This window comes from Actinomadura sp. NPDC049382, from assembly GCF_040677125.1.
Taxonomy (GTDB): Bacteria; Actinomycetota; Actinomycetes; order Streptosporangiales; family Streptosporangiaceae; genus Spirillospora; species Spirillospora geliboluensis.
Genome location: NZ_JBFARO010000037.1, coordinates 1 through 21,547, shown reverse-complemented (window position 1 = coordinate 21,547; position 21,547 = coordinate 1). Strand labels below are relative to the sequence as shown.

Below are 21,547 nucleotides of genomic sequence, written 5' to 3'. Positions count from 1 at the left end.
CGTCCCGCGCTCCAACTCCGCCCGCTCGGCCGCGGTCACCGAAGAAGGCACCTTCGGTCGTCCCGCCCCCGCCACCGGCCCAGCACAGATTCACACCACTTCACACCACGGAATCAAACACAGAACACTAGGTGCCGAAAAGTGGTCACTCCCTCCGGTTGTGGCTGCTGGTGTTAGGGGCGTGGCGTTTGGCAGCGGCTTTGTGGAGTGCGCGGCGGGTGTGGCGGGGGCGGGCTCGGGCTTGGTGTGTGGTGGTGGTCCAGAGATTGGTGGCGGGTGGTCTGTAGGGGGCGGGCGTAGGGGTGGTGGGTGTGTCGTCGGGTGGTAGGACGCGGTAGGCGTAGCGTCCGGTGTGGTCTTGGGTGATGGCGATCTGGTGTGGGTTGGTGTGCTTGAAGCGGTTGTGCCAGCCGCAGGTGAGGGTGAGTTGGTCGGTGTTGGTGGGGCTGTGGCCGAGGGCCCAGCTGTGGACGTGGTCGACTTCGCACAGCGTCCCGGGCACTTCGCATCCCTGCACCGCGCAGGTGGGATACAGGGCTTCCAGGACCTGGCGTTGCGGGGCTGTGGCGAACCGGACCCGATGCCCTAGATAGAGCGGGGTGTTGCCGTGTCCCAGGATCAGGGGTGAGACTCCGGCGTTCAGGGCGATGCGCCGGGCCTGCTCTGCCGGGATCGGGGTGCCGTCGGTGAGCCGTGCCGGGGTGGTGCCGCCGGTGAGGGTGTCCAGGTCGCAGATGACGGTCACCTTGGTGGCCTTGTGCCCACCTGACAACACCGTGGTGAGTGCGGCCGCCGTGCGTTCGGACAGGTCGCGGTGGTCGTCGGTTCCGGCGGGTTTGGCCAGCGGCCCGAGGGTGCCGTCCCAGATGGCTGCGTCTTCGGCGTTGAGCCAGCCTTTGATGTAGCGGCCGCCGTCCAACGACCGGGTCGAGTCGATCCAGGACCGCTCGTATCCGCGCGCGACGTCCTCGGGGGCTTGCTCGCGTCCGTCGCGTTCGGCGATGAGGTCGGTGATCTTGTTGCCGAACGCGGCGACCTTGCCCGCGGAGAAGCCCTGCCCGGCCAGGTCGAGGAGGATGTGTTCGGCGTCGGCGCAATCGGTGTCGTCCAGGCGTGCGACGGCGGCGCTGATGGTGCTGGCGTATCCGTAGGACAGTTCCCCGTCGATCAGGCGGCGGGTGACCTCGGGGAGGCGGTGGCGCTGGCGGGCCAGGTGCAGACGTTCCTTGGCGCGGGCTTCGCGCATGCCCAGCCGGGTGCGCAGCCACGCCAGGGTGGAAGGCAGTCCCCACCGGCGCATCTCCCCGGAGGCATCGACGCGGGCGATCAGAGCGGCCAGTGCGCTTTCGTGCTGGTCGGTGGCGCGGGCGAGGGTCTCGGCCTGGGTGAGGCAGTCGCCCGCCGAGGCGGGCGCCTCGCGGCGGGCGAGTTCGGCCGCGATCGAGGCCGCCGCGTCCACCAGCTCTGCGGTGGACATCGACGCGGTGTCGATCCGGCTCGAACACATGTCTCAATGTTATCGAACAGTCACGCAAGATCGCCCCGATTTCAATAAAGAATCTTGTCGTCTTTACAGCCGAGCCCAATCGGGGAATATTTCGCCCATCCGGGCGCCGTAAACGGTCCGATCACCAGCCGCAGTCCTTCGGGGTCGAAGACCCCGGGCCCAGGGGCAGCGGCCACGCACCGACCTGCAGCCGAACCACTACACCCACGCCACTGAGCCCAGCCGAAGTGACTTCAGCCCAGCACGACCGCAACGTCCACACCCACCCGCAGAGGCCGCCGCAACCGGGCACCTGCAGCAACCACACTATTCCGGTAAAAACCGCCGCAACTGGGACCAGAAACAGAACGCCCGCTAGTGTTCTGCGTTTGATATCCGTGGTGTGAATCTGTGCTGGCCGGTGGCGGGGGGCGGGACGATCGAAGGTGCCTTTTTCGGTGACCGCGGCCGAGCGGGCGCAGTTGGAGCGTGGGGTGCGGGCGGCGGCCACGTGACGCAAGAGGTTCACCGAGCACGGCCCGGCAGGACCGGCCGACGAGCCCCGGCCCGGACGCCCACCCTCGATCCCGCCGGACAAGGCCCCGGAAGCGGCCACCCTCATGCCGCAACAGACCCCGCCCGACGCCGCAGCCGCTCTGCGACAACCTGGCCACCCACAACACACACGCCCGATGCCTACAGCAGATTCCAGGCGCAGAACTCTTTGAGGACGAGGCGGTCGTGGAGGAGATCCTGGCCTACGGGATCGCCTTGCCGGACGGATCCGCCGCCACTGTGCCGCTGAGCGGGCGGGGGGTCGGGCGGTGGCTCACCCCAGAGAGCGCGTCACGGCGGACGGCCGCAGGACTGGTTTGGCTGTCGCCAGGGCAGTGAGGAGTGCGAGCAGGTCCCGGAATCTCGCGTTCCGGGGTCGGTCGCCAACGGCCCAGCGGTCGGTGGCTATTGGGACAGGGCCGCAAAGAGCAAGCGATCGTGCCACCGGCCTCGCAGGTGCAGGTGGTCGCGGAGATGGCCCTCGCGCCGCATGCCGATCTTGGTCAGGACGCGGGTCGACGCTTTGTTCCGGGGGTCGCAGGTGGCGGAGACCTTGTGCAGGCCCAGGTCGTCGAAGCCGAAGCGGAGCAGAGCGGCGGCGGCTTCGCCTGCATACCCGCGTCCCCACCACTGGCGGTGCAGGACGTAACCCAGCTCTGCGCGCCCGTGGGACGTGCTGGTGACCTGGAGTTCGATCGATCCGATGAGAGTGCCCTGCTCCTGCTCGACCACGGCGAGCCCGAACCGGTGGCGGGGGAGGTCACCGGCGTCCTGGACGACCTCGGTCAGGAACGCGGTGGTGTCCTGCGTTCTGTTGGGACCCCAGTCGGTGTAGCGAGTCACCTCGGCGTCGCCGGCGAAGGCGTGAACGGCCGCGTGGTCATCGGCGCGGAACTCGCGTAGCAACAGCCGCGGGGTTCTCAGCTTCATGACCTGCAGACTGCCACGCGCCGTTCGAGTAAGGACGCGAGCGGGCCCGTGCCCCTCACGCGGTGGGAGTCAAGGAGACGTCATGACCGGTCCGGGTGACGGTGATGCGGAGTCTGCGAAGTGCGTCGGGTGCGCGCTCTGCTCGGAGGACCGATTGCGGCTGCTTCTGACCCCGCAGCGGCATGAAGAAGGCGTCGCCTACCGCGTGTCCGGTCGCCGTCCCTCCCGCGATGTCCAGCACGAGGAGCGCCCCCGCGCATTCGGGGCCCGAGCAGGGGACCACGAGACGGCCGCCGTCGCGAGTCTGCTCGACCCACGTGTACGGGATCGTGCGTGCCGCCGCCGTCACGATCACGCGGTCGAAGGGCGCTCGCTCGGGTGCGCCCTGCTCGCCGTCGCGGTTGACGACGGTGACCCGGTCGGCGAACCCCGTCCGCTCCAGGGCGGCCGATGCTGCGGCGGCCACTTCCGGGTCGATCTCCACCGTGGTGACGCGGACGCCGAGGTCGGCCATGACCGCCGCGTTGTAGCCGGTGCCGGTGCCGATCTCCAGCACGTTCAGGTCTGGCACCAGCTCTGCCGCGTCGATCATCTGCCGCATGGTGTGGAGGGCCGAGGACGAGGAGGTCGGCCAGAGCATGCCGTTCGCGTCCTGGCTGACCTGAGTGACCACCGACTCCTCAGCGGCGACGTGCTCCGCCCACAATTCCGGATCGTCAGCACGGTCGGGCGGCCGTAGCCGCTCTCCTTCCGGTCGTATCCAGATCCGCTCGGGAATGAAGTCGGCCCTGTTCACGCCTGCCCCGAACCGGTCAAGGGCGGACACTTCACCCCCTCTTGCGTCCCAGTTGCCGGCCCGAGAGCTGGTGGCGGAGTACGAGCGTGAGCACAGCGAGATTCCGCTGGAGGACTGGAGGCGGGCCCGCGCGTTCATGGCGGACGGGGCCTTCTCGATGAGGAGCCTCGGCGGGCGCTCTGACGGCCCGGCGGCCCGTGCTCCTTGGGGGGCACGGGCCGGCGGCGGGTCAGATTCGGTTGACGCCCTCGCGGCGGGCCTGGTCGGCGACCGCGGCGGTGACGGCCGGGGCGACCCGGTCGTCGAAGGGGTTCGGGATGATGTAGTCGGCGGTCAGATCGTCGCCGACGATGTCGGCCATGGCGTTCGCCGCGGCCAGCTTCATGCCCTCGGTGATGGTGTGGGCGCGGACGTCCAGCGCGCCGCGGAAGATGCCCGGGAACGCCAGCACGTTGTTGATCTGGTTCGGGTAGTCGCTGCGGCCGGTCGCGACGACCTTGGCGTGCCGGCGGGCGACCTCCGGGTGGACCTCGGGGGTCGGGTTGGAGAGCGCGAAGACGATCGCGTTCTCCGACATCGTGGCGACGCAGGACTCGTGGACGGTGCTGCCGGACAGGCCGATGAACACATCGGCGCCGCGCAGCGCCTCCTCGGTGGAGCCCTTCAGGTGCGACCGGTTCGTGATCGCGGCGATGCGCTCCTTGACCGGGTTCAGGCCGTCGCGGCCCTCGTGGATGAGGCCCTTGCTGTCGGACAGCGCTATGTCGCCGATGCCGCCCTCGATCAGCATCTTGGAGACGGCGATACCGGACGCGCCGGCGCCGGCGACGACCGCGCGCAGCTCCGACAGCGGCTTGCCGACGAAGCGGGCCGCGTTCTTCAGCGCGGCGAGCGCGACGATCGCGGTGCCGTGCTGGTCGTCGTGGAAGACCGGGATGTCGAGGGCGGCGCGGAGCCGGTCCTCGATCTCGAAGCAGCGGGGGGCGCTGATGTCCTCCAGGTTGATGCCGCCGAAGCTCGGTGCCATCCGGGTCACCGTGTCGACGATCTCGTCCACGTCGGTGCAGCTCAGCGCGATCGGCACCGAGTCGACGTCGGCGAACTCCTTGAACAGCAGGGACTTGCCCTCCATGACCGGCATGGACGCGGCGGGACCGATGTCGCCGAGGCCGAGCACGGCGGTGCCGTCGGTGACGACGGCGACGACCCTGGACGTCCAGGTGTAGTCGTAGGCCAGGTCGGGGTTGTCGGCGATGGCGGTGCACACCCGGGCGACGCCCGGGGTGTAGGCCAGCGATAGGTCGTCCTTGTTGCGGACCGGGATGGTCGACCGCATCTCCAGCTTCCCGCCGCGGTGCAGCGGAAACGCCGGATCGTCCTCCAGCGAGGGCGGTTCGGTGTGAATGGGCTCAGCAGCCACAGCGACCCCTGTCAGTGAAAGTTGGCTTTCTTGCGATGCCGCCGCGGTGGTGGTGTTTGGTGGCCTCACCAGGGTGGTCATCTCGCGACGTACGGGGGTCACCCGTTGTCCGATTGTGCCACACGGGGTCCGGGCCGCCCGGTGGCCGGGGTGGGTGTTGACCGTCACGTGACGGTCGCCACATGTAGCCGTCCGATAGCACACGGTGGGTGATGTAGAGGTAGGCGCGCCTTTGCAGCACTACCTCGTTGCGTGATTGTTTCGGACCCTTTATCCAGATCAGGGAGGTTGTGCGCCAAACTGTGCACCTGACCTTCGGATCTACACGGATCCGACGCAACGATCTGAAGGGGGACCAGTGACCACCGGTTCTCTGCGCCGTCGCCTTGTCGCGGCGAGCGCGCTCGTGCTGGGCGGCGCGCTCGCCCTGTCCGCATGCGGCGACAGTGACGACTCCGGCGACTCGGGCGGTGGCGCCGCCGCGAACACGAGCGCGGACAGCAAGCTCGCGGCCATGGTCCCGGACGCGATCAAGAGCGACGGCAAGATCTCCATCGGCACCGACGCGTCCTACCCGCCCAACGAGTCGGTCGACCCCGCGTCGCAGAAGATCGTCGGCTGGGACATCCAGCTGTTCGACGCCGTCGCGGCCAAGCTCGGCCTGAAGACCGAGTACCACAACGCGGGCTTCGACACGATCATCCCCGGCGTCCAGTCCGGCAAGTACGAGGCGGGCGTCTCCTCCTTCACCGACACCAAGGAGCGCGAGCAGGCCGTCGACTTCGTCACGTACTACTCGGCGGGGACGGCCTGGGCGGCGCTCAAGGGCAACCCCAAGAGCGTCAACCCCGACGACGCCTGCGGCAAGAGCATCGGCGTCCAGCAGGGCACGGTGCAGGTCGACGACCTCACGGCGCGCAGCAAGAAGTGCACCGACGCGGGCAAGCCGGCCATCAAGCAGGTCGTCCGCAAGCAGCAGACCGAGGTCAACAACGACCTGGTCGCCGGCAAGATCGACGCGATGGCGGCGGACTCGCCGATCGTCGGCGGCGCGGCCAAGAAGACCGGCAAGCTGGAGATCATCGGCCAGGTCTACGACACCGCGCCCTACGGCTACACCTTCGGCAAGAACTCCGGCCAGTTCAAGGAGGCCGTGCAGGCCGCGCTGAAGGCGCTCATCGCCGACGGCACCTACAAGAAGATCCTCACCGATAACGGCGTGGAGAGCGGCGCGATCACCGAGCCTGCGATCAACGCAGCGCAGAGCTGATCGAATGACGGTCGACACCGACGTCGAGAAGGGACGGCCCGAGGCGATCCGGGCCGTCCCCGTCCGTCATCCCGGCCGCTGGGCCGCCGCGGCGGTCGTGCTGGTGCTGATCGCGATGTTCGTCCACTTCCTGTTCACCAGCGACGCGCTGGACTGGGCGGAGCAGCGGAAGTACATCCTCTCCATGGCGGTGCTCAAGGGCGTCCGCAACACGATCCTGCTCACCCTCGCCGCGATGCTCGGCGGAGTGCTGCTCGGCACCGTCCTCGCGCTGATGCGGCTGTCGCCCAATCCGCTGCTGCGCGGCTCGTCGTGGTTCTACCTCTGGTTCTTCCGCGGGACGCCGCTGTACACGCAGCTGCTCGTCTGGGGCGCGATCGGCTCGCTGTTCCCCACCGTCGGGATCGGCATCCCGTTCGGGCCGGAGTTCCACACCTGGCAGACGCAGTCGCTCGTCACCGCCATGATCGCGGCGGGGCTCGGGCTCATCCTCAACGAGGCCGCCTACATGGCGGAGATCATCCGGGCCGGGATCCTGTCGGTGGACGAGGGCCAGCAGGAGGCCGCGAGCGCGCTCGGCATGTCCCGCATGCAGACCATGGGGCGGATCGTGCTGCCGCAGGCGATGCGGGTCATCATCCCGCCGACCGGCAACGAGGCGCTCTCCATGATGAAGAACACCTCGCTGGTCGCGGCGATCCCGTTCTCCGAGCTGACGTTCACCGCGCAGACCATCTACGCCAGCACCTACAAGATCATTCCGATGCTGGTGATGGCGTGCCTGTGGTACCTGCTGCTGTCCTCGCTGATGATGGTGGGCCAGCACTACCTGGAGCGCCACTTCAGCCGCGGGGTCGGCAGGGGGACGACGTCCCGCGAGCCCCGGCTCCGCTTCCGGGGCGGAGGCGGCGGCCAGTGAGCGGAGGGAAGGACACCGTGAGCAACTCCCTCTCCAAGGAGCCCGCACGGGCGCCCGAGAGCGGCGGCCTGATGGTCAAGGCCGAGAGCGTGCACAAGTCCTTCGGCCGCCTGGAGGTGCTGAAGGGCATCGACCTGGAGGTGCGGCAGGGCGAGGTGATGTGCGTCGTCGGGCCGTCCGGGTCCGGGAAGTCGACGTTCCTGCGCTGCATCAACCACCTGGAGAAGATCAACGCCGGGCGGTTGTGGGTGAACGGCCACCTGGTCGGCTACCGGGAGTCCGGCGGCAAGCTCTACGAGCTGCGCGACCGGGAGGTGGCCGCGCAGCGCCGCGAGATCGGCATGGTGTTCCAGCGGTTCAACCTCTTTCCCCACAAGACGGCGCTGGACAACGTCATGGGCGCGCCGATGTGGGTCAAGAAGCTTCCGAAGGAGCAGGTCAGGCGGCAGGCCCTCGAACTGCTGGAGCGCGTCGGGCTCGCCGACAAGGCGCAGAACTACCCCTCGCAGCTGTCCGGCGGGCAGCAGCAGCGGGTGGCGATCGCGCGGGCGCTGGCCATGGAGCCGGCGCTGATGCTGTTCGACGAGCCGACGTCCGCGCTGGACCCCGAGCTCGTCGGCGAGGTGCTGGAGACGATGAAGCAGCTCGCGCTCGACGGCATGACGATGGTCGTGGTCACCCACGAGATGGGGTTCGCCCGCGAGGTCGGCGACTCCCTGGTCTTCATGGACGGCGGTGTCGTCGTCGAGGAGGGCACGCCCCGCGACGTCCTGGCGAACCCGCAGCACCAGCGCACCCGGGACTTCCTCTCCAAGGTCCTGTAGCGGTCACGGCCGGTTCAGCGGCCCGCGAAGAACGACACCACTTCGCGGGTCGGCTGCTTCCCCGCGGGCTGGACGATCAGCGGGACGCGCTGCCGCCGGGGCACGAACAGCATGCCGGGGAACGGCGTGTCGTGGCCGGCGCACGCGCTGAACGTGATCGCGTGGTCGGCCTCCGCCGGGGTGCGCGCGTCGCGCGCGGCATCGCTGTAGAGCAGGCCGGCCGCCTCCCGGTACTCGGCCGGGATCGACAGCGTGGCCGTCTTCCCCGCGCGCACCACGACGCCCACCTTGTACCGGCCCTGGTTCCCGTAGCGGACGGGGTCGGCGTCCGCCCAGCCGCGCAGGCCCGGGATGAGCAGCGGCTCCACGACCAGGTCGTCCGGGCCTGCCTTGACGGGACCGGAGCGCTCCTCGGGGAACCAGGCGTTGCGGTTCGCGCAGTTCATGATCCGCGGGTTGGCGGGGCTGCCCGGCGCGGCGGTGGCGGGAGTGCCGGGCGCGGCGGGGGTGCCGGGCGCGGTGGTGGCGGGACGGTCCGAGGCCGCCGCGGTGGGACGGGCGCCGCCGTCGGCCTGCCCAGTGCAGGCCGACGTGAGCACCAGGCTCGTGAGGAGTAACACCCGCATGCGCATGGACGAATTGTCGTGGAGTATCCCGCCCCGCCGGAAGGGGTGGGCCCCCGCCGGTGGCGCCGGACGCCGGCACGGTTAGTGTCGGTTCATGTTCGCTGTCACGGCCACGCAGATCGACGCAGACAATCCGCTGAACGGGCTGACGCTGGGGGAGCGGCCCGATCCCGAGGCACCGGACGGCTGGACGACCGTCACGGTGAAGGCCGCCGCGCTCAACCACCACGACCTGTGGTCGCTGAAGGGCGTCGGCCTGCCCGCCGACAAGCTCCCGATGATCCTCGGCTGCGACGCCGCCGGGGTGGACGAGGACGGCAACGAGGTCATCGTCCACTCGGTGATCGGCGACCCGGACCGGGGCGGCGGCGACGAGACCCTCGACCCGAAGCGGTCGCTGCTGTCGGAGGTGCACCCGGGGACGCTCGCGGAGAAGGTCGCGGTGCCGCGCCGCAACCTCGTGCCGAAGCCCGCCGAGCTGTCGTTCGCGGAGGCGGCCTGCCTGCCGACGGCCTGGCTCACCGCCTACCGGATGCTGTTCGACAAGGCGGAGCTGCAGCCCGGGGCGTCGGTGCTCGTGCAGGGCGCGGGCGGCGGCGTGGCGACGGCCGCGATCGCGCTGGCGTCGGCCGCCGGGTTCCGGGTCTACGCGACGAGCCGCAGCGAGGCCAAGCGCAAGCGGGCCGAGGAACTCGGCGCGGACGCCGCGTTCGAGTCCGGCGCGCGGCTGCCCGAGCGGGTCGACGCCGTCATCGAGACCGTCGGGCAGGCGACCTGGTCGCACTCGCTGAAGTCGCTGCGCCCCGGCGGCCGGATCGTGGTGTCCGGCGCCACCAGCGGCCAGGTGCCGCCGGCGGAGCTGAACCGGGTGTTCTTCCTGCAGCTGTCGGTGGTCGGCTCCACCATGGGGACGCGGGCCCAGCTGGAGCGGCTCGCCCGGTTCCTGGTCAAGACCGGCACGAAGCCGCTGATCGACCGGACGCTGCCGCTGAGCCGGGCCCGCGAGGGGTTCGCCGCGATGGCGGAGGGCGACCTCTTCGGCAAGATCGTCTTCACGCCGTGAGGCGGGAGCCGTGGCCGGGGCCCGCCCCGGTCACGGCTTCTTGCGGAACACCTCGTTCCGCAGCCGCTCGCGCGCCTCGTCCAGGACGGCCTGCGCGGCGGCGAGCCCGTCGTCGTCCAGCCGGGCCTTCTGCGCCGACTTGCGGACGTCCTCGACGAACGTGCGGAGCAGGCGCTCCAGCTTGAGGCGGGCGACGTCCTCGCGGGTGCCGGTCGCCGTCTTCCAGGCGTCGTCCCAGTTCTGCCGCCACTCCTCCTTCCACGCCTGCTTCTGCTCGCGCCAGTACTCCTTCTGGCGGCGCCACTCGTCCTTCTGCCGCTCGGTGGTCTCCTTCCACGCCTCCTTGGACGTGGTCTTGCCCTGGTCGCGCATCGTCCGCGCGGCCTGCGTCAGCTCCTCGCGCAGCGTCCGGACGGTCTGCCGGACGTCCTCCTGCACGCCGCGGGCGAACTCCTGCGCCGAGGCGGAGATCTCCTCCTCCAGCTCGGCCAGCTCGTCCATCCGGCGCTCCAGCTCCTCGCGGCCCTTGTCGGTCAGCGAGTACACCTTCTTGCCCTTGACGACCTCGTGGGTGACCAGGCCCTCGGACTCCAGCCGGGCCAGCCGCGGGTAGATCGTGCCGGGGGAGGGCGAGTAGACCCCGAGGAAGCGGTCCTGCAGCAGCCGGATCACCTCGTAGCCGTGCCGCGGGCTCTCCTCCAGCAGCTTCAGCAGGTACAGCCGCAGCCTGCCGTGGCCGAAAACGGGGCTCACGTCTCACTTCTCCATTCGGGGGCCGGTGGTGATCTCCGGGTCGTCGCGGCCGAGCAGGGTGACGGCGCCGGACACGGTGTTGACCGTGAGCCGGCCGGCGCCGTCGCCGAGCTTGCCGGTCACGCTCTGCGCGATCGTGCGGTCCTGCTGGCCGAGTTCGGGGAACGACGTCTCGATCCGCCCGGCGGCGGAGCTGAGCGTGACCTGCGCGCCGGCGGACTCGGGGACGCGCAGCGCCACCTCGCCGGACACCGTGTTCACGTCGACCGCGCTGTCGGCGCCGAGGGCGAGGTCGGCGGCGATGCGGCCGCTGACCGTGCGGGCGCCGAGCCGGTCGACGGTGGCGCCGGCGAGGGCCAGGTCGCCGGAGACGGAGGTGAAGGAGACCGTCCCGTCCAGGCCCTGCGCCTCGATCGCGCCGGACACGGTGTTGGCGTCGATCGCGCCGGCCACCCCGTCCAGCGTCACGTCGCCGGAGGCGCTCTTGATGGACGTGCGGGTCGTCATGCCGGTCACCACGGCGTCCGCCGACACGAGGTTCAGCGAGACCGGGCAGTCGTGCGGGACGGTCACCGTGATCGCGGCGCGCGCCTTGTGGGTGCGCAGCCAGGTCAGCACGCCCTCCCACAGCTTCTCGTGGGTGACGGTCAGCATCCCGGCCTCATGCGTGACCACCAGCGGCGGGCCCTCGACGTCGCCGACCATGATGGACGGGCGCTCGTCGGAGGCGAGCACCGAGACGCTGCCCGCGATCAGCGTGATGCGCAGCGCGACCACGCCGTCGAAGTCCAGGGTGGTCGGTTCCTCGATCGTCCAGCGCGACATCGCGATGCCCTTCGTCCGGCTCCACCGTCAGTGAACACGATATGTCGCGTCACGGAAAAGTCAAGACATATCGCGTATTGCGCGACAGTCAGTCGTCGTCATCGTCGTCCAGCCGGGCGAGCCAGGTGGCGAGGCGGTCCACCGGGGTCTCGAACTCCGGGTTCAGATCGACGAACTCGCGGAGCCGCTCGGCCAGCCACGTCAGGCTGACCTCCTCCGCGCCGCGCCGGTCCGTCAGCTCCTCGATGCCGCGATCGGTGAAGTACATGGGCAGGTGGTCTTCTTTCTGCGCGTTCCGCCATCGGGACGCCGAGGGCTCCGGCGCGGTGCACCGGAGCCCTCGGGTCTGCGTCCCTCCGCCTACTTCTGCTCGCCGAACAGCCGCGCCAGGAGCGCCTCCTGCTCGGCCTGGTGCAGCTTCGCCGACCCCACGGCCGGGGACGAGGACGCCGGGCGCGACACCCGCGACATCCTCAGCCCCTCGATGTGGTGCGGCAGCTTCAGCGCCATGAACGGCCAGGCGCCCATGTTCGCGGGCTCGTCCTGCACCCACACGACCTCGGCGTCCGCCGGGTACTTGGCCAGCTCCGCCTTGATCTCGTCGACCGGCGGCGGGTACAGCCGCTCGACCCGCACGACCGCGGTGTCGTTCGCGCCCGCCGACTGCCGGGCCTTCACCACGTCGTAGTAGATCTTGCCGGTGGTGAGCAGCACCCGCCGCACGCCCGCCGGGTCGATCGCCGGGTCGCTCTCCGGGATCACCGGCTGGAACGCGCCGCCGGTGATCTCCTCGACCGGCGAGGTCGCCGCCTTCAGCCGCAGCAGCGACTTCGGCGTGAACACGATCAGCGGCTTGTTCCGGCCCGACAGCACCTGCCAGCGCAGCAGGTGGAAGTAGTTCGCCGGCGTGGTCGGGTACACCACGGTCATGTTGTCCTGCGCGCACAGCTGCAGGTACCGCTCGATCCGCGCGGACGAGTGGTCGGGCCCCTGGCCCTCGTAGCCGTGCGGCAGCAGCAGCACGACGCCCGAGTGCTGGCCCCACTTCTGCTCACCGGAGGAGATGTACTCGTCCACCACCGACTGGGCGCCGTTGGCGAAGTCGCCGAACTGGGCCTCCCAGCAGACCAGCGCGTCCGGGCGGGTCATCGAGTAGCCGTACTCGAAGCCCATCGCCGCGTACTCGCTGAGCAGCGAGTCGTGCACGTAGAACTTCGACACGCCCTGCCCGAACTGCTTGAGCGGCGTGTACTCCTCGCCGGTCCTGCGGTCGACGAGCACCGCGTGCCGCTGGCCGAACGTGCCGCGCCGGGTGTCCTGGCCGACGAGCCGCACCGGGCGGCCGTCGATCAGCAGCGAGCCCATCGCCAGCAGCTCGCCGGTCGCCCAATCGATCGCGTCGTCCTCGATCATCTGTGCGCGGCGCTGCAGGATCGGCTGGAGCCGCGGGTGCGGGGTGAAGCCCTCCGGCAGGCTGACCTGCGTCTCGATGATCCGCTTGACGGTCTCCTGCGGGATCGCCGTCCCGGCCTTGCCGTGGTCTATCGGGATGCGCTCCTCGACGTCCGGCTTCACGACCGAACCCGGCTCCAGGGGCTTCTTCGCCGCCTCGCGGGTCTCGGTGAAGGCCCGCTCCAGCTGCTCCTGGTAGTCGCGGAGCGCCTGCTCGGCCTCCTCCACCGTGATGTCGCCGCGGCCGATCAGCGCCTCGGTGTAGAGCTTGCGCACCGAGCGCTTCGCGTCGATCAGGTCGTACATCAGCGGCTGCGTGAACGAGGGGTTCTCGCCCTCGTTGTGGCCGCGCCGCCGGTAGCAGACCATGTCGATGACGACGTCCTTCTTGAACGTCTGCCGGTACTCGAACGCCAGCCGCGCCACCCGCGCGCACGCCTCCGGGTCGTCCCCGTTGACGTGGAAGATCGGCGCCTGGATCATCCGCGCGACGTCCGTCGCGTAGACGCTGGAGCGCGAGTACTCCGGCGCGGTGGTGAAGCCGACCTGGTTGTTGATGATGACGTGCACGGTGCCGCCGGTGCGGTAGCCGCGCAGCTGCGACAGGTTCAGCGTCTCGGCCACCACGCCCTGCCCGGCGAACGCGGCGTCGCCGTGGATCAGCACCGGCAGCACGGTGAAGCCGGCCTCGCCGACGTCCAGCACGTCCTGCTTGGCGCGGACGACGCCCTCCAGCACCGGGTCGACCGTCTCCAGGTGCGACGGGTTCGCGACCAGCTCGCAGTGGATCTTGGAGCCGTCGCTGGCCGTGAAGTCGCCGGACGCGCCGAGGTGGTACTTCACGTCGCCGGAGCCCTGCGCGCTGCGCGGGTCGAGGTTGCCCTCGAACTCGCCGAAGATCTGCCCGTAGGACTTGCCGACGATGTTCGCGAGGACGTTCAGCCGGCCGCGGTGCGCCATGCCGATGACGACCTCGTCCAGGTTGTCCTTCGCCGCCGCCGAGATCACCGAGTCCAGCAGCGGTATGACCGACTCGCCGCCCTCCAGCGAGAAGCGCTTCTGCCCGACGAACTTCGTCTGCAGGAACGTCTCGAACGCCTCGGCGCTGTTCAGCCGGCGCAGCACGTGCAGCTGCTCCTCGCGCGACGGCTTGTCGTGCGGGACCTCCACGCGCTCCTGGATCCAGGCGCGCTCCTCCGGGTCCTGGATGTGCATGTACTCGATGCCGACCGTCCGGCAGTACGCCATCCGCAGCACGCCGAGGATGTCGCGCAGCTTCATCGTCGGCTTGCCGCCGAACCCGCCCGTCGCGAACTCGCGCTCCAGGTCCCACAGGGTGAGGCCGTGCTTGAGGATGTCGAGGTCGGGGTGCCGGCGCTGCTTGTACTCCAGCGGGTCGGTGTCGGCCATCAGGTGGCCGCGGACCCGGTAGGCGTGGATCAGCTCGTGCACGCGGGCGACCTTGGCGACGTCGTCCTCGTGGGTGGCGGAGATGTCCTTGACCCAGCGCACCGGCTCGTACGGGATGCGCAGCGCCTCGAAGATCTCGTCGTAGAAGCCGTCCTCGCCGAGCAGCAGCTCGTGGATCCGGCGCAGGAAGTCGCCGGACTGCGCGCCCTGGATGATCCGGTGGTCGTAGGTGGAGGTCAGCGTCATGACCTTGCTGATCCCCATGCGCGACAGCGTCTCGCCGGACGCGCCCGCGAACTCCGCCGGGTACTCCATCGCGCCCACGCCGATGATCGTGCCCTGGCCGGGCATCAGCCGCGGCACCGAGTGGACGGTGCCGATCGTGCCCGGGTTCGTCAGGCTGATCGTGGTGCCCTGGAAGTCCTCCAGGGTGAGCTTGCCGCCGCGGGCCTTGCGGACGATCTCCTCGTAGGCGGCCCAGAACTGGCGGAAGTCCAGCGTCTCGGCGGCCTTGATGCTCGGCACCACGAGCTGCCGGGAGCCGTCGCCCTTCTGCAGGTCGATCGCCAGCCCGAAGTTCACGTGCTCCGGCCGGACGAGCACCGGCTTGCCGTCCACCTCGGTGAACGCGGCGTTCATCTCCGGCATCGCCGCGAGCGCCTTGACGATCGCGTACCCGATCAGGTGCGTGAACGAGACCTTGCCGCCGCGCCCGCGCTTCAGGTGGTTGTTGATGACGATGCGGTTGTCGATCAGCAGCTTCGCCGGGACGGCCCGCACGCTCGTCGCCGTCGGCACGCCGAGGCTGGCCTCCATGTTGGTGGCCGTCCGGGCCGCGACACCGCGCAGCCGGACCTCCTCCGCGCCCGCCGGCACCGGCGGGGGCGCGGGCTTCTCCGCCGCCTTCGGCGCCGGCTTCGCGGGAGCCGTCGGCGGAGCCACCGGGCGCTGCGGTGTCGGCGGAGCGGCCGCGGTGCCGTTCACGGCCGCGCGGGCCGCGCTCTCGGTCGGCGCCTGGGGGGACGCGGGGGTCGCGGACGACGGCCGGCTGTCCGGCTGGTAGTCCGCGAAGAAGTTCCACCAGGCTTCGTCAACGGAGTTCGGGTCTTCGAGGTACTTCTGGTACAGCTCGTCGACCAGCCACTCGTTGGCGCCGAAATCTGTGATCCTTGGGTCGGCACTTGTTTGCGACGACTCTGTCGACACGGCGGAGATCGCCCTCTTCCGCAGCTCGCAGGTGAGTTCTGAGACGCACCCCAGGCTACCGTGTTTATTGCATTGCCCTCGGCGGTCGGCGCCTGGGGCGCCTTCCTTCCACGGGCACTGCGGCGATCGCTGCATCGCTCCGGCTCGCCTGGCGGCTCGCTGCGCGATCAGGTTCTCGCTTCGCTTGAACCTGGCTTCGCACGCGATCGCAACGCTCTGGTCGCTGCGGCCTCGGCTTACGGACGATCTTCTTGCGGTCTGCTCGTGGTGCTGGGGTGGCTGGGGTGGCTCTGAGGCTGCTGGTTGTTGGTTTCGGCTTGCTCAGGTTTTGGCTTGCTCAGTGGGTGTGGGGGGCCACCGTGGGGCCCTCGCTGGCCTGGATCAGGACGAAGCCCTGGCCCTGGTAGGCGAGCTGCATCGCCTCGCCGCTGCCCCGGCCGATGAGGGCGCCCGCCTTGAAGGTGCGGTTGACGCCCACCTGGAGGCTGGTGCTCCACGCGACCGCGGACTGGCCGTCGGCGAACGTGGGGGCGCGGCCGCAGTCGAGCATGACGGGCGTGCCGTGCGTGGTCAGAGCCACCCAGCCGGTGCCCTGGAGGGTGGTGTTGAACAGGCCGCCCGCGGCGATGCCCGCGCCCTGGACGCGCTGGATGTCGGACTGCAGGTGCGAGTCGTAGGCGAGGATGTTCTTGCCGTTGACGGTGATGCCCTCGTTCTCCAGGTAGAACAGGTGGATGTCGTCGGCGTCGTTCGCGACGAACAGCAGGCCCTGGCCCTTGACGCGCATCAGCGGGACGCCCTCGCCGGTCAGGGCCTTCTTCATGAACTTGCCGATGCCGCCGGCGCCCTCATAGTCGAACTCCATCTGGCCCTGGAAGGCGACCATGGAGCCCTGCCGGGCCAGGACGTCCCCGTTCAGGTGGACCCGGAGCATCTTGGAGTTCTGGAGGGCGAAGTGGCCGGGAAGCTGCTGGCCCTGGTCGAGGTTGCCGAAGAACTGGCTGCGCATGGTCGGGCATGCCTTTCGTGCGGATTGGTGGAGATCCGCCAGCATAACGAGGTGATGGGGTCAGCGGTTCCGGTCGTGGGGAGCGGTCCAGTCGATGGCCGGGCCCTTGGGGACGACGCCGGACGGGTTGATGTTGCGCTGCGTCACGTAGTAGTGGCGCTTGATGTGGTCGAAGTTCGTCGTCTCGCCGAACGCGGGGATCGAGTACAGGTCGCGCGCGTAGCCCCACAGGTTCGGGTAGTCGGCGATGCGGCGCAGGTTGCACTTGAAGTGGCCGTGGTAGACGGCGTCGAACCGGGCCAGGGTCGGGTACAGGCGGACGTCGGCCTCGGTCACGTCGTCGCCGAACAGGTAGCGGCTCGTGGAGAGGCGCTCTTCGAGCTGGTCGAGGGTGGCGAAGAGGGCGTCGAACGCCTCCTCGTAGGCGTCCTGGGAGGTGGCGAAGCCCGCCTTGTAGACGCCGTTGTTGACCGTCCTGTAGACGAGGTCGTTCAGCTCGTCGATCCGCGGGCGGAGCGCCTCGGGGTACAGGTCCGGCGCGCCGGGGCGGTGCAGGGCGGTGAACTCGGTCTCGAACGTGGTGGTGATGTTCGGGAAGTCGTTGGTGACCAGGCGCCCGGTCTCGGTGTCCCAGACGCAGGGGACGGTGTAGCGGCCCTGGAACGACGGGTCGCGGGCCAGGTACAGCTCGGAGAGGAACACCGCGCCGGTGACGGGGTCGCGGTCGGGGAACCGCCAGCCGCGCTCGTCCCGGATGGGGTCGACGACGGCGACGCTGATCGCGTCCTCCAGGCCGAGCAGGCGCCGGACGATCAGGGTGCGCTGCGCCCACGGGCACGCGTAGGAGACGAACAGCCGGTACCGGCCGGGCTCGGCGGGGTATCCGGACGAGCCGTCCGCGGTGATCCGGTCGATGAACCGGTTGGCCTGCCGGACGAACCGGCCTCCCTCGACCTCCTGCACGCTCACGGCGCCTCCTCCGCACAGCCGATGGGCCGGTCCGGATCCTCGTCCTCGCGGCCGGTTCGGGGACGGGTCCCCGCGGCTACCATAACCGTCGGTGGCCGAAGCGAAACGGCCGCGACCTGTCCAGGCGCAGACGAGATGGCGGGGGTCCATGCTCGAACACTTCAACGCCCTGGTGGACGGGCTGCCGCCCGCGACGATCTATTTGATCATCGCGGCGCTGGTGTTCGCCGAGGCGGCGCTGTTCGTCGGGTTCGTGTTCCCCGGCGAGACCGCGATCGTCGTCGGCGGGGTGCTCGCGAGCCAGGACGTGCTGTCGCTGCCGGTGCTGCTCGCCATCGCGGTGGTCGCGGCGGTCGCGGGCGACTCGGTCGGCTACGAGATCGGCCGCCGGTACGGGCCGCGGCTGCTGGACGTCAAGGTCATGCGAAAACACCGGGCGAAGGTCCACGGCGCGCAGGAGCTGATCCGCCGCCGGGGCGCGTTCGCGGTGTTCATCGGGCGGTTCACCGCGCTGCTGCGGGCGCTGATGCCGGCGCTGGCGGGCAGCTCGCGGCTGCCGTATCCGAAGTTCCTGCTGTTCAACGTCATCGGCGGCGTGACCTGGGTGGTGACGTTCACGCTCGGCGGCTACTTCGCGGGCGCGGCGTTCGAGCACGCGGCGAAGCTGGCGGGCCGGGGCCTCGCGATCGGGCTCGCGGTGGCGGCCGTCGTGGGGCTGGCGGTGTGGAGCGTCCGCAAGCGCCGCAAGGAGGCGCGCGAGGAGGCCGAGGCCGAGGCGGCGGAGTCCGAGGCGGCGGAGTCCGAGGCGGCGGAGTCCGAGGCGGCGGAGGCAGGACCCGTGGAGTCCGACGCGGCGGAGTCCGAGCCCGCGCGGACGCTTCCGTAGGGCTCGGAAGTCCGCAGGGCTCGGAAATTTGTAGGGGTCAGACAGGGCTCAGATGTGCATCCGGCCGCTGATCATCGGCAGGTCGAGGTAGGTGCGGATCCCGGGCTCGGCGGCGCACACGGCCGGGACGGAGTTCAGCGCGTGCGCGGACGCGGCGGAGATCACGTCGGACGCCCAGTCCTGGTCGACCGCGAGCGTCAGCGCGGGGCGGCCGTCCACGCGCAGCGAGTAGCCGGGGCGGCCCCACTCGTCCGACATCCGGGCGGCGTCGGCCTTGTGCACCACCTCGACGGTGATCACGGGGCGGCCGCCGGCGAGGCCGCTGAACGTCCAGCGGGCCGCGGCGACGGTGCCGTGCGGGATCGGCCCGGCGGCGGTGGCGAGGTCGGTGCCGGCGAGCCGGTAGTCGACGTCCACGTCGATCTCGTCGAGGTCGACGCCGAGCCCGGCCGCGACGAGGTGCAGGCTCTCGGCGAACTGCGCGCGCATCGCGGCCCGGTTCGGGCGCAGCGCGCGCCGGTACTCCTCCTCGGTCTTGCCGAAGCCGAGCATCTCGTGGACCATCCGCCAGGACGGGTGCCGGGCGAAGTCGGAGCACTCGCGGGCGTAGACGTGGGTGATGCGCCGCGACAGCCGCGACAGCACGAGCGGCATGACGTCGGCCATGAAGCCGCCGCTGACGCCGCTGCCGTGCACGGACGTCCCGCCGCGCTTGCACGCCTGCTCCAGCTCGCCGGCGAACTGCGGGCCGTGGGCGCGGGGGTAGACCAGGCCGCTGAGGGAGATCAGGTTCTTGCCGGACGCCAGCAGCGCGCAGATCGTGCCGAGCTCGGTGAACCGGTCGTGCACGGGGCTCGGGGCGTAGATCACGCAGTCGGCGTCGAGCGCGAGGATGTCGGCGAGGTCGCGGGTCGCGGCGATCCCGACGGGGGCGCGCCCGGCGAGGGCCCCGGCGTCGGCGCCGTCCTTGGCGGGGCTGTGCACCCAGACGCCGGCGAGCTCCATGTCGTCGCGGTCGAGGACGCCCCTGATGGCGCTGCGTCCGATGGCGCCCGTCGCCCATTGCACGACGCGGTAGGGGCGGCGGCCGGTGCCCGGCGCGGCGGCGGCGATCATCGGGACGGGACCTCCGTTGCTCCTCGCGGCTTCGCTGGAGACTACGCGGAGACTCCGGCGAATTGCGGCATTCAGCGCAACTTCCCTCTCGGCTCATCGTACGCGGGGAGGACCCCGGTGCGGCGCGGCCGAGCGAGATTCGGTTTAGTGGTACCACTCGGTGGCCCCGGATGGTTGTCTGGTGGCCAGGTCTCGATGTGAGGGAGATGCGAATGTCGGAACTGCGCTACGACGGCCGGGTCGCGGTCGTGACCGGGGCCGGCCACGGCCTCGGCCGCCAGCACGCCCTGGAGCTCGCCGCGCGCGGCGCCAAGGTCGTCGTCAACGACCTCGGCGGCGACCGGTCCGGGGTGGGCGCCTCCGCGGGCCCCGCCCAGGAGGTCGTGGACGAGATCAAGAAGAACGGCGGCGAGGCCGTCGCGAACCCCGACAACGTCGCGACCCCCGAGGGCGCGCAGGCCGTGATCCAGAGCGCGCTGGACGCGTTCGGCAAGGTCGACATCGTCGTCAACAACGCCGGCATCCTGCGCGACAAGTCGTTCAAGAACATGTCCGTCGAGGAGTTCGACGCGGTCATCGCCGTCCACCTGCGCGGCTCGTTCCTGGTGTCCAGCGCCGCCTGGTCGCACCTGCGCGAGCAGGGCTACGGCCGGATCGTGAACACCTCGTCCCCGGCGGGCCTGTTCGGCAACTTCGGCCAGGCCAACTACTCCACCGCCAAGATGGGCCTGGTCGGGTTCACCAAGACCCTCGCCCAGGAGGGCGCGAAGTACAACATCAAGGCCAACGCGATCGCCCCGGTCGCGTGGACCCGGATGACCGAGGACCTGCTGCCCGCCGACTTCGCCGGCAAGCTCGGCGTCGACCAGGTGACGCCGCTCGTCGCGTGGCTGGTGCACGAGTCCAACGAGGACTCCGGCGAGGTCTACACCGTCGGCGGCGGCCGGATCGCGAAGATCTTCGTCGCGGAGGGCCCCGGCTACGGCCAGAACACCACGCTGTCGGTGGAGGACGTCCGGGACAACTGGGCCGCGATCAGCGCGAACGAGCCGCTGACCGTGTACAGGAACGTGGGCGAGCAGATGGGCCCCCTGATCCAGCAGCTCACCTCCTGAGCCGTTGGGCGGGATCAAGCTCGACCGGCGGGACGGGGTGGTCACCCTCACCCTGTCCCGGCCGGAGCGCCTGAACGCCGTCGACGGCGCCCTGACCGAGGAGATGCTCGACGCCCTCAACGAGCTGGCCCGCGACGCGTCCACCCACGTGGTCGTGCTCACCGGCGAGGGCCGCGGGTTCTGCTCGGGCATGGACATCCAGGGCGGCGACCCGGGCGGTGAGGCCGCCGAGGGCCGCGTCCAGCGGCTCTACCGGGGCATCGCGCGCGGCGCCGAGGTCACCGCGCGGCTGCGGGAGATCCCGCAGCCGGTGATCGCGGCGCTGCACGGCCCGGTCGCGGGCATGGGCGTGTCCTGGGCGCTCGCCAGCGACCTGCGGGTCGCCGACCCGACCACCCGGTTCGTCATCCCGTTCACGGACCTCGGCCTGTCGGCCGGCGACTGCGGCCTGTCCTGGCTGCTGCCCCGGATGATCGGCCCGGCCAAGGCGGCGGAGCTGTCCTACCGCGCCCAGCGCTTGGACGTGACCCGCGCCGACGAGCTCGGCCTGATCACCGAGATCACGCCCGAGGGCGGGGATCAGGCGGCCGCGCAGGCGCTCGCCGACGAACTGCTCACCAAGTCCCCGTACGGCCTGCGCCGCACGAAGGAACTGCTCAACGCGTCCCTGGACGCCCCCGGCCTGCGCCGCCAGCTCATGGCGGAGACGGCCGTCCAGACGCTCGCCTTCTTCAGCGAGGACCTCGCGGAGGGCATGACGGCCACGCTCCAGAAGCGCCCGCCCGAGTTCAAGAACCGCTGACCGGCGCGTCCGGCCCGGCCCCCGGGCCGGGCCGGACGGCTCAGCCGGAGAGTGGGGGGGTGAGGGCTTACAGAACGGAAGAGCGGGGTGGAGGGTAAGAGTGTAAAATGGTGGG

19 protein-coding genes are annotated in these 21,547 nt (G+C 70.4%); 7 read left to right on the top strand and 12 right to left on the bottom strand.

Annotation, left to right across the window (positions count from 1 at the left end):
• Positions 1-145: 145 nt before the first annotated feature.
• From AB0K34_RS22515 to AB0K34_RS22500, 4 genes are all read right to left on the bottom strand, one after another.
• Positions 146-1,507: a DUF222 domain-containing protein gene (locus tag AB0K34_RS22515; protein ID WP_364550612.1), complete on the bottom strand. Its 1,362-nt coding sequence runs from the start codon at positions 1,505-1,507 to the stop codon at positions 146-148.
• A gap of 939 nt (positions 1,508-2,446) precedes the next feature.
• Positions 2,447-2,971: a GNAT family N-acetyltransferase gene (locus tag AB0K34_RS22510; RefSeq protein WP_364550610.1), complete on the bottom strand. Its 525-nt coding sequence runs from the start codon at positions 2,969-2,971 to the stop codon at positions 2,447-2,449.
• Positions 2,972-3,026: 55 nt separating this feature from the next.
• Positions 3,027-3,905, bottom strand: a complete 879-nt coding sequence (locus tag AB0K34_RS22505; protein WP_364550608.1) for a methyltransferase domain-containing protein — start codon at positions 3,903-3,905, stop codon at positions 3,027-3,029.
• Between the two features lie 91 nt (positions 3,906-3,996).
• Entirely contained in the window at positions 3,997-5,187 is a 1,191-nt protein-coding gene (locus tag AB0K34_RS22500) for an NADP-dependent malic enzyme (protein WP_364550606.1), read from the bottom strand.
• Positions 5,188-5,545: 358 nt separating this feature from the next.
• Here AB0K34_RS22500 and AB0K34_RS22495 point away from each other — a divergent pair, with 358 nt between their 5' ends.
• From AB0K34_RS22495 to AB0K34_RS22485, 3 genes are all read left to right on the top strand, one after another.
• Positions 5,546-6,457, top strand: coding sequence for an ABC transporter substrate-binding protein (locus AB0K34_RS22495; RefSeq protein ID WP_364550604.1), 912 nt, complete (start codon positions 5,546-5,548; stop codon positions 6,455-6,457).
• 4 nt (positions 6,458-6,461) lie between these two features.
• Positions 6,462-7,376: an amino acid ABC transporter permease gene (locus AB0K34_RS22490; RefSeq protein WP_301174115.1), complete on the top strand. Its 915-nt coding sequence runs from the start codon at positions 6,462-6,464 to the stop codon at positions 7,374-7,376.
• A 71-nt stretch (positions 7,377-7,447) separates the two neighbouring features.
• Entirely contained in the window at positions 7,448-8,200 is a 753-nt protein-coding gene (locus tag AB0K34_RS22485) for an amino acid ABC transporter ATP-binding protein (RefSeq protein ID WP_301174180.1), read from the top strand.
• Between the two features lie 14 nt (positions 8,201-8,214).
• On the opposite strand, the gene AB0K34_RS22480 is transcribed toward AB0K34_RS22485, so the two are convergent.
• Complete coding sequence (locus tag AB0K34_RS22480; protein ID WP_301174114.1) at positions 8,215-8,832, bottom strand: hypothetical protein; 618 nt, start codon at positions 8,830-8,832, stop codon at positions 8,215-8,217.
• Positions 8,833-8,920: 88 nt separating this feature from the next.
• Here AB0K34_RS22480 and AB0K34_RS22475 point away from each other — a divergent pair, with 88 nt between their 5' ends.
• Positions 8,921-9,889 carry a zinc-binding dehydrogenase gene (locus tag AB0K34_RS22475; RefSeq protein ID WP_364550601.1) on the top strand — a complete coding sequence of 323 codons (969 nt, stop codon included), beginning with the start codon at positions 8,921-8,923 and terminating at the stop codon, positions 9,887-9,889.
• Positions 9,890-9,919: 30 nt separating this feature from the next.
• Here AB0K34_RS22475 and AB0K34_RS22470 read toward each other — a convergent pair whose 3' ends face one another.
• The 6 genes from AB0K34_RS22470 to AB0K34_RS22445 form a co-directional block, all read right to left on the bottom strand.
• The gene (locus AB0K34_RS22470) at positions 9,920-10,642 is read right to left on the bottom strand and encodes a PadR family transcriptional regulator (protein ID WP_138638059.1); all 723 of its coding nucleotides are present in this window, start codon (positions 10,640-10,642) and stop codon (positions 9,920-9,922) included.
• Positions 10,643-10,645: 3 nt separating this feature from the next.
• The gene (locus AB0K34_RS22465; protein WP_301174112.1) at positions 10,646-11,467 is read right to left on the bottom strand and encodes a DUF4097 family beta strand repeat-containing protein; all 822 of its coding nucleotides are present in this window, start codon (positions 11,465-11,467) and stop codon (positions 10,646-10,648) included.
• Between the two features lie 88 nt (positions 11,468-11,555).
• Entirely contained in the window at positions 11,556-11,735 is a 180-nt protein-coding gene (locus AB0K34_RS22460) for a DUF6104 family protein (RefSeq protein WP_138638061.1), read from the bottom strand.
• Positions 11,736-11,827: 92 nt separating this feature from the next.
• The gene (locus AB0K34_RS22455; RefSeq protein WP_301174111.1) at positions 11,828-15,535 is read right to left on the bottom strand and encodes a multifunctional oxoglutarate decarboxylase/oxoglutarate dehydrogenase thiamine pyrophosphate-binding subunit/dihydrolipoyllysine-residue succinyltransferase subunit; all 3,708 of its coding nucleotides are present in this window, start codon (positions 15,533-15,535) and stop codon (positions 11,828-11,830) included.
• Between the two features lie 337 nt (positions 15,536-15,872).
• Positions 15,873-16,544, bottom strand: coding sequence for an AIM24 family protein (locus AB0K34_RS22450; protein WP_089328104.1), 672 nt, complete (start codon positions 16,542-16,544; stop codon positions 15,873-15,875).
• Between the two features lie 60 nt (positions 16,545-16,604).
• Positions 16,605-17,513, bottom strand: coding sequence for a glutathione S-transferase family protein (locus AB0K34_RS22445; protein ID WP_364550598.1), 909 nt, complete (start codon positions 17,511-17,513; stop codon positions 16,605-16,607).
• 148 nt (positions 17,514-17,661) lie between these two features.
• On the opposite strand from AB0K34_RS22445, the gene AB0K34_RS22440 reads away from it, so the two are divergent.
• On the top strand, positions 17,662-18,399 hold the full coding sequence (locus AB0K34_RS22440; protein ID WP_364550596.1) for a DedA family protein: 738 nt from the start codon (positions 17,662-17,664) through the stop codon (positions 18,397-18,399).
• A 48-nt stretch (positions 18,400-18,447) separates the two neighbouring features.
• On the opposite strand, the gene AB0K34_RS22435 is transcribed toward AB0K34_RS22440, so the two are convergent.
• Positions 18,448-19,515 carry a dihydrodipicolinate reductase gene (locus tag AB0K34_RS22435; RefSeq protein ID WP_301174109.1) on the bottom strand — a complete coding sequence of 356 codons (1,068 nt, stop codon included), beginning with the start codon at positions 19,513-19,515 and terminating at the stop codon, positions 18,448-18,450.
• A 212-nt stretch (positions 19,516-19,727) separates the two neighbouring features.
• Between AB0K34_RS22435 and AB0K34_RS22430 the strand changes: the two genes are divergently transcribed.
• Both AB0K34_RS22430 and AB0K34_RS22425 read left to right on the top strand, forming a co-directional pair.
• Positions 19,728-20,630, top strand: a complete 903-nt coding sequence (locus tag AB0K34_RS22430; protein ID WP_138638066.1) for an SDR family oxidoreductase — start codon at positions 19,728-19,730, stop codon at positions 20,628-20,630.
• A gap of 4 nt (positions 20,631-20,634) precedes the next feature.
• Positions 20,635-21,432, top strand: a complete 798-nt coding sequence (locus AB0K34_RS22425) for an enoyl-CoA hydratase-related protein (RefSeq protein WP_364550594.1) — start codon at positions 20,635-20,637, stop codon at positions 21,430-21,432.
• Positions 21,433-21,547 lie beyond the last annotated feature (115 nt).

Excerpts from the sequence above, each read along its gene's own strand:
- AB0K34_RS22515 (WP_364550612.1), bottom strand. The coding sequence starts at position 1,507 with ATGTGTTCGAGCCGGATCGACACCGCGTCGATGTCCACCGCAGAGCTG.
- AB0K34_RS22510 (WP_364550610.1), bottom strand. The coding sequence starts at position 2,971 with ATGAAGCTGAGAACCCCGCGGCTGTTGCTACGCGAGTTCCGCGCCGAT.
- AB0K34_RS22505 (WP_364550608.1), bottom strand. The coding sequence starts at position 3,905 with ATGAACGCGCGGGCCCGCCTCCAGTCCTCCAGCGGAATCTCGCTGTGC.
- AB0K34_RS22490 (WP_301174115.1), top strand. The coding sequence starts at position 6,462 with ATGACGGTCGACACCGACGTCGAGAAGGGACGGCCCGAGGCGATCCGG.
- AB0K34_RS22485 (WP_301174180.1), top strand. The coding sequence starts at position 7,448 with ATGGTCAAGGCCGAGAGCGTGCACAAGTCCTTCGGCCGCCTGGAGGTG.
- AB0K34_RS22480 (WP_301174114.1), bottom strand. The coding sequence starts at position 8,832 with ATGCGCATGCGGGTGTTACTCCTCACGAGCCTGGTGCTCACGTCGGCC.
- AB0K34_RS22475 (WP_364550601.1), top strand. The coding sequence starts at position 8,921 with ATGTTCGCTGTCACGGCCACGCAGATCGACGCAGACAATCCGCTGAAC.
- AB0K34_RS22465 (WP_301174112.1), bottom strand. The coding sequence starts at position 11,467 with ATGTCGCGCTGGACGATCGAGGAACCGACCACCCTGGACTTCGACGGC.
- AB0K34_RS22460 (WP_138638061.1), bottom strand. The coding sequence starts at position 11,735 with ATGTACTTCACCGATCGCGGCATCGAGGAGCTGACGGACCGGCGCGGC.
- AB0K34_RS22450 (WP_089328104.1), bottom strand. The coding sequence starts at position 16,544 with ATGCGCAGCCAGTTCTTCGGCAACCTCGACCAGGGCCAGCAGCTTCCC.
- AB0K34_RS22440 (WP_364550596.1), top strand. The coding sequence starts at position 17,662 with ATGCTCGAACACTTCAACGCCCTGGTGGACGGGCTGCCGCCCGCGACG.
- AB0K34_RS22435 (WP_301174109.1), bottom strand. The coding sequence starts at position 19,515 with ATGATCGCCGCCGCCGCGCCGGGCACCGGCCGCCGCCCCTACCGCGTC.
- AB0K34_RS22430 (WP_138638066.1), top strand. The coding sequence starts at position 19,728 with ATGTCGGAACTGCGCTACGACGGCCGGGTCGCGGTCGTGACCGGGGCC.